Annotated in this window: 4 protein-coding genes; 3 read left to right on the forward strand and 1 reads right to left on the reverse strand. The window is 44.9% G+C overall.

What is annotated here, in order from left to right:
- The first annotated feature begins 30 nt into the window (after positions 1–30).
- Positions 31–2,052, forward strand: a complete 2,022-nt coding sequence (locus tag PX636_RS01975) for a potassium channel family protein (protein ID WP_288116069.1) — start codon at positions 31–33, stop codon at positions 2,050–2,052.
- A gap of 9 nt (positions 2,053–2,061) precedes the next feature.
- Here PX636_RS01975 and PX636_RS01980 read toward each other — a convergent pair whose 3' ends face one another.
- Positions 2,062–3,822, reverse strand: a complete 1,761-nt coding sequence (locus tag PX636_RS01980) for an ATP-dependent nuclease (protein WP_288116066.1) — start codon at positions 3,820–3,822, stop codon at positions 2,062–2,064.
- Positions 3,823–4,062: 240 nt separating this feature from the next.
- Here PX636_RS01980 and groL point away from each other — a divergent pair, with 240 nt between their 5' ends.
- Both groL and PX636_RS01990 read left to right on the forward strand, forming a co-directional pair.
- Positions 4,063–5,745 (forward strand): chaperonin GroEL, encoded by a 1,683-nt coding sequence (gene groL / locus PX636_RS01985; protein ID WP_002797729.1) that lies wholly within the window; start codon positions 4,063–4,065, stop codon positions 5,743–5,745.
- 191 nt (positions 5,746–5,936) lie between these two features.
- Positions 5,937–7,632 (forward strand): ABC-F family ATP-binding cassette domain-containing protein (locus PX636_RS01990; RefSeq protein WP_288116068.1); only part of this gene is annotated, 1,696 nt, incomplete at its 3' end.

Consider the following 7,632-nt stretch of genomic DNA (forward strand, 5'->3'; position numbering starts at 1 on the left):
GCATTCTATTTTTTAAGACAAGCAGAATCTATGAACCAAGAATCTCTCAGCTTTGTCCATGGGAATGTCAAGTCAGCCGATCGCTTTTTAGTTTGTGGATTGGGTAGTCTCGGACAACACTGCGTCAAGTCTTTAAAAGAGTTTGGGGTTAGCGTCGTCGGTATCGAACTAATACAGCCTCCCAGTTGGGAAATTAATGATTTTCCCGATTTATTAGAGGAAATAATTATCGGTGATTGTCGTCAAAAAAACATTTTAGCAAGAGCGGGAATCGATCGCTGTCGGGCTGCTTTAATTGTCACCAGTGATGAGCGAATTAATGCCACCACTGCCCTAATTATTCGGCAATTAAATCCCCTTACCCGCTTAGTGGTGCGTTCTTCTAAAGATAATCTCAATCAGCTACTCAAGGAACGTTTAGGCAATTTTATCGCCTATGAACCCACCCAACTACCCGCCAATGCCTTTGCTTTAGCCACATTAGGCACGGAAACCCTCGGTTTTTTGCATCTCGACGGTCAGAAATTGCGGATTATCCAGAGACAAATTAGCCCCGAAGATGGTTTACTCGATCGCTTTTTAGGTGATTTAAATACCCCCACCCGTCGTCTGTTAGCACACACAGCCCCCGATGAACCTTTAAGGGCCGGATTTTATCAATGGTCCCCCACCACCACTATCGGGGCCGGTGATACCATTACCACCATCGAAACTACCTATCAAAACATCGATGCTGTCCGCCAGAAACCGTCAAATTCTCGCCAGAAGTTGCGGTATTTTTGGCAAAAATTCCTCAAAGAAATCCAACAATTCTGGCAATTGAGTTTTCAGCAGCAAATTCACCGGGTGGCTTTCCTGTCAGTATTTATCATTATCCTGCTGGTAATTATCGGGACTTTTCTTTTCCATCTCTACGCCCCGAGAGCTTCCTTTATTTCCGCTCTTTCAGGAACGGCGATTCTTTTATTAGGTGGTTACGGTGATGTTTTCGGTGCCTCTAACCCCGAAGATTTAAATGCGGTTCCCTGGTGGATGCAGCTATTTAGTCTCTTTTTAACCTTAGCTGGAACCGCTTTTATCGGGGTTCTCTACGCCATTTTGACAGAAACTTTATTATCATCAAGATTTCAATTTATCCCCAACCGTCCCCCAGTTCCCCAACAGAATCATATCGTTATTGTGGGCTTAGGTCGAGTCGGCAGAGAAGTGGCTAATTTATTACTAGAAATGCAACAGGCGATCGTCGGGGTCAGCTTAAATAGGGATTTTGATGCAACTATCCTGCCAAAAATGCCCCTGATGACGGGAAATATCGAAGAATCTTTAAAAAATGTCAATTTAGATAGGGCTAAAAGTATAGCGATTGTTACTGATGACGAAATCCTCAATTTAGAAGTAGCCCTAACCACCCGCAAACTCAACCCCCAAAGCTACTTAGTCATCCGCACCACCGACGACAACCTTAGTCAACAATTAAGTCAAATTCTGCCCCGCTCTCACATTTTGGGAACCAACACCGTAGCGGCAGAAGCCTTTACGGGGGCCGCTTTCGGAGAAAATATCATCTATCTGTTCCGTTGGGCGCAAAAAACGATTCTGGTGACAGAATACGAGATCGAAGCTGGAGATACTCTCAATGGTAGCTCGATCGGGGATATTGCCTACGGTTATCGAGTCGTGCCGATCCTACACCAACGAGAACGGCAAGCCCCGAAATTAATGCCCGAAGATTATCTCAATTTACGCATCGGCGATCGCATTGTGGTGCTGGCCACCATCAACGGACTGCGACGGGTGGAACAGGGTCGTCGCACTCCCAAAACTTGGCGCGTGCGGGTGGAAAAAGCCTTTAACCGCAATATTGCCGCGGAAGCGCCCACCGTGATCAGTCGTTTTTCTAATTGTCCCCTGAAAACCGCCAGCGATCTCATGGAAAATTTGCCAGCGACTCTCGGCGCCCCCCTCTACGAACAGCAGGCGATTCGATTAGTTTCCGAGTTAAAAAAAATTCAAGTTCAAGCCTTGGCTATTCCGATTACAAGTCAAAAATAACAATTTTGCTTAACTCAGAAGTTGATCCAACTTAGCGAAGAATTGATGAACATCTTCATGAATTTCATCAGATTTCATGTTAGTGGCGACGATTTCACGGGTCAATTCTAAAGATGGAACAGATGCTAAAGAAAGTTGACGAGATTTAAGCGTTTGAAAAAGAGAGTCCTTATTTTCAAACAATAGCTTTTTCCCATCCACAACTTGAAAAATATTTGCTTTGACATCTCTCCAAGATTGATTTCGAGGCAGGGTAAGATTTTCGTTATCAAAAAACTCCCTAATTATTTTTTGAACTGGAGAGAAAAAAATATCTTGGTCGTTAAAACCGCCGGTTTGTTGAGCTGCTCTAATCCAAGCATCGGGAACTAATAAATAATTCTCAATATTTTTTCGTCGCCATTCATATAATGATTGCTTCGGATCATTTGCTTCTGGGTGGAAGGCCTGATCGTCATCATCATAATCAAACAATACCAACCTTTTCGCCGATGGAATTATTTGTTTAATCCCGTTAAAATGACGATCAGAATCTTCTTTCATTTTCTTCTTATTGCCGCCTCCCATAACCCGACAACAAACCTGATTCAATTTATCCTGCCTTCCTAAAGAAGTGGCAAAACCTCGTAAAAGACGCTCATCTGTTTCTCCTTCAACATACAAAATAACGGGATAATTAAATTCCGAAAGCTGTGTTATCTCTAAGTTAGAAACATCGGCCATCGCTGTTAAAATCGCTGGTGTAGCTTCCACTCTTTTAGGAATTCTATCAAGTAATGAGATAATTTGCCGAACGTCAACCCCTCTAATAAACTCTTCTGCGTGGGTGGCAATAAGAAATTGAGTATTTCTCTCGATCGCCTTTTGATTCTTAAAATAATCTAGAATCTCTCTTTGCAAGTTAACATGAAGATGAGCATCGGGTTCATCCAGTAAGATAGTAGTAGGTTTATAACCATAAAAAAATGCCAACAAGGTTAAAGTTTGATGGAAACCGCTGCCAGCAGATATAATGTCATAGGATTTGCCCCCCTGTTTATATTCGCAGATTATTTGGGTGTCCACTCCTCGTTCGTATTGAGGGTCTTTTAAATCAACGTTAAACCAGTTTTTGACAACCTTTTGAATTTCACTCCAATCCTTTCGATTTTCTTGCCAAACTCGCAGCAGTAAATTTCTTAATATACTTCCGGGCTGCGCTTTTCCCACTTGTTTTCGCAGCGGTCCGTCATCACGCCATTCTTCATTGGGTTCTAATCCCGAAAAGGGTGGAACGTAAGCAATAATAGGTAAAAGAGAAGGGGAGTGATTTGACTCTCCTTCTAGTTTTCGGAAATGTTCCCATCCTTCCGAAGGAATTGCGTAGATAGTTTGAGGAGAACTATATCTTAGTCTAACCCCCAAAGAGCATGGTTCTGGCCCAGAAGATTCCGCTATCCAAGTAACATCAATTTCAATGAGAATAAACTCTTGCTTTTTGGAACCATCTGCTTTTGTTGGATAGTGGCGCTCGGTCTTCTCTCGCCACAAAAGATTAAATTCTGGAACGGGAAGGGCTGTAAAGTTGGGAAGGACAACTTGTTTGCCAGTCTTTCCCATCCGTTTCGCCGCCCGCCGGAACTCCTCAATACAGAACTGCCAGATCGCTAAAGCCTGTAAAATGGTGCTTTTACCACTGTTATTCCGTCCAACTAAGAGATCGAAGAGAGCAAACTCGTAGGTTTGTTCCTTGATACTCTTGAAATTTCTCAGGGTTAGCTTGGTTATCATCGATCTGGTTAGGCTGTCGGCATCTTCATCTTAAATTATGCAAGTTAACATCGCTCACTTTCCCAGATCGCATTTTTAAGGCCAAAAATAGATCGGGACTAACTCATCTCTCCAGCTAGGGCAACGAAAACGATCGCGCTTGTCGGTGCAGGGATCGGAGGGGAGTCGATCGCCTAGATTAGCACTCAAGCCCTAAGAGTGCTAAATTAACTAAAGGAGTCCTATCACAACAGCGATACCATGTCCAAAATCATTGCCTTTAAAGATGAATCCCGTCGCGCCCTAGAAAGAGGTGTCAACGCCTTGGCCGATGCGGTAAAAATCACCCTCGGTCCGAAAGGACGCAATGTCTTGTTAGAAAAGAAATACGGCGCCCCCCAGATCGTTAATGACGGCATCACCGTGGCCAAAGAAATCGAATTGTCCGATCCCCTCGAAAACACCGGGGCGAGATTAATTCAGGAAGTAGCGGCAAAAACCAAAGATTTAGCGGGAGATGGCACCACTACCGCCACCATCATCGCCCAGGCTTTAATTAAAGAAGGTCTGAAAAACGTTACCGCCGGGGCCAATCCCGTCGCTTTAAGACGCGGACTAGACAAAACTATCGCCTATCTGGTGGAAGAAATCGCCGCCGTCGCTAAACCGATCGCTGGAGATGCGATCGCTCAAGTGGCCACCGTTTCTTCCGGCAACGACGAAGAAGTGGGAAAAATGATCGCCGCCGCCATGGAAAAAGTCACCACCGATGGCGTAATCACCGTGGAAGAATCGAAATCCCTAACCACGGAATTAGAAGTAGTGGAAGGGATGCAGATCGATCGCGGTTATATCTCTCCCTATTTCATCACCGATCAGGAAAGACAGATCGTCGAGTACGACAACCCCCTGATCCTGATTACCGATAAAAAAATCAGTGCGATCGCTGAATTAGTCCCCGTCCTCGAAGCCGTTGCCCGTCAAGGTCGTCCCCTATTAATTATCGCCGAAGATGTGGACGGCGAAGCCTTAGCCACTCTAGTGGTCAACAAGGCCCGGGGTGTCTTAAATGTCGTCGCTATCAAGGCCCCCAGTTTTGGGGAACGTCGCAAGGCGGTTTTACAAGATATCGCCATCCTCACCGGCGGTCGTCTGATTTCCGAAGAAGTGGGCTTAAGTCTTGACACGGTTAGCCTCGATCTGCTGGGGCAAGCGGCAAAAATCACCCTAGAGAAAGACAATACAATTATTGTCGCCTCCGGAGACAGCCGCAATAAGGCCGATGTGCAGAAACGTCTCGCCCAACTGAAAAAACAGTTAGAAGAAACCGATTCTGAATTCGATAAGGAAAAATTACAGGAACGCATCGCTAAATTAGCCGGCGGTGTGGCCGTGATTAAAGTCGGGGCAGCCACAGAAACCGAACTCAAGGATCGCAAACTCCGCATCGAAGATGCCCTCAATGCCACCAAAGCCGCCGTGGAAGAAGGTATCGTCCCGGGCGGTGGTACAACCTTGATTCATCTGGCTTCTAAGGTGAAGGCTTTCAAAGCTTCTCTCACTAACGATGAGGAAAAAGTCGCCGCCGATATCGTCGCCAAAGCCCTAGAAGCCCCCCTGCGTCAGTTAGCCAACAACGCCGGTGTGGAAGGCGATGTGATCGTGGAAGGTGTGCGCGATACCGCTTTTAGCGTCGGTTACAATGTCCTCACCGGCAAGTACGAAGACTTAATCGCCGCCGGAATTATCGATCCGGCTAAAGTGGTACGGTCAGCCGTTCAAAACGCCGCTTCTATCGCCGGTATGGTCTTAACTACGGAAGCCCTCGTGGTGGAAAAACCCGTTAAAGAAGCCGCAGCCCCCGATATGGGCGGCATGGGCGGCATGGGCGGCATGGGCGGCATGGGTGGCATGGGTGGCATGGGTGGCATGGGCATGATGTAATTCCTGATGCCGTCTGGCCCCTGAAAATAATCTCATTCCATTGAGCCAATCTGTCCCTTTTCTGGTTATCGTCGGCATTAGGGACAGGTTTTTTTTTCCTCGGGAAAAACTTTTTCAGCAGAACCTGCTTAATCTATCCTTTGCATTAGTCCAGACACTACACTAGAAAAGAAGGATTATTCCCAGAAATCATGACACTGCTGACGGTTCGATCGCTCAAAAAAGACTTCGGTATCAAGGAAATTCTCAAAGATGCGAGTTTTAGTCTCGATGATCGCGATAAAGTCGGCCTGATCGGTACGAATGGATCGGGAAAATCGACCCTATTGAAAATGATCGCCGGATTAGAATCGATCGATGGTGGCGAAATTCAAATCAATTCGGGGATGAAAATCGTCTATTTACCCCAGCAACCCGATCTAGACAATGATAAAACGGTTTTAGAGCAGGTTTTCGCCGATAGTGGCGAAAGCATGACTTTAATTAAGGAATACGAGGAATTGTCCGATCGCCTTGTCCATGAGCCAGAAAATCTGGATACTATTATGGAACGTTTGTCAAGGGTTTCGCAACAAATTGATAAACTTGCCGCCTGGGATTTAGAAACCAATGCTAAAGTTATTTTAAGTAAACTGGGCATCGATAATTTTAATGCTCGCGTGGGAGATTTATCGGGGGGATATCGCAAAAGAATCGCCATCGCTACCGCACTTTTAGCCGATCCTGACTGTTTATTGATGGATGAACCCACCAACCATTTAGACGCGCTTTCCGTGGAGTGGTTACAGAGTTATTTGTCCCGTTTTCGGGGAGGATTATTATTAATTACTCACGATCGCTATTTTCTCGATCGAGTGACTAATCGCATCATTGAAATCGATCGGGGAGATTTATCTACTTATTCTGGTAATTATGCCTATTATCTAGAAAAAAAAGCTTTAGCGGAAGAATCGATCGCCAGTAGTCAACGCAAACACGCGGGAGTTTTACGACGGGAATTAGAATGGTTATCCCGGGGACCAAAAGCGCGCAGTACCAAACAAAAAGCGCGGATCGATCGCATTCAAGCAATGGGGACTAAGGAATTTAAACAGGTGGAGGGAAAAGTCGATATTGCCACCGCAGGAAGACGCATCGGCAAAAAAGTTATCGAAGTAGAAAAGATCTCGAAAGCTTACGGCGATCATACTTTAATTAAAGATTTTACCTATATTTTTACCCCCGAAGATCGCATCGGTATTATTGGCAGTAACGGGGTAGGAAAATCTACTCTCATGGATATTATTACCGGGAAAACTCTCCCCGATTCAGGCACGGTTGACATCGGTTCCACTATTCATATTGGTTACTTCGATCAACAATCCGATGATCTCAATATCAACGAAAATCAAAGAGTGATCGAATATCTGAAAAGTGTGGCCGAATTAGTCAAAACCCTAGACGGCAGCGTGATCACCGCTTCCCAGATGTTAGAAAAATTTCTCTTTCCTCCCGATCAACAGTATGCACCAATTTATAAACTTTCTGGAGGGGAAAGAAGACGCTTATTTTTACTACGAGTTTTGATGAGTGCGCCTAATGTTTTAATCTTAGATGAACCCACCAATGATCTCGATGTGCAGACTTTAGCAATTTTAGAAGAATATTTAGAGGACTTTAACGGTTGTGTGATTGTCGTTTCCCATGATCGCTATTTTCTCGATCGAGTAGTTGATACTATTTTTTCCTTTGAAACCGGGGGTAATATCCGTCAATATCCGGGTAATTATTCCCTTTATCTCGATCAGAAAAAAGAGGAGGAGGAACCAAAAGAAAAAAAAGTCACCCCAAAAACTGTTAAAGCTTCTCCGTCACCCGTCAATAAGAAAATCTCTTTTAAAGAGAAAA

Origin of the sequence: Microcystis sp. M53598_WE2 (assembly GCF_030067735.1) — a bacterium.
Classification (GTDB): domain Bacteria; phylum Cyanobacteriota; class Cyanobacteriia; order Cyanobacteriales; family Microcystaceae; genus Microcystis; species Microcystis aeruginosa.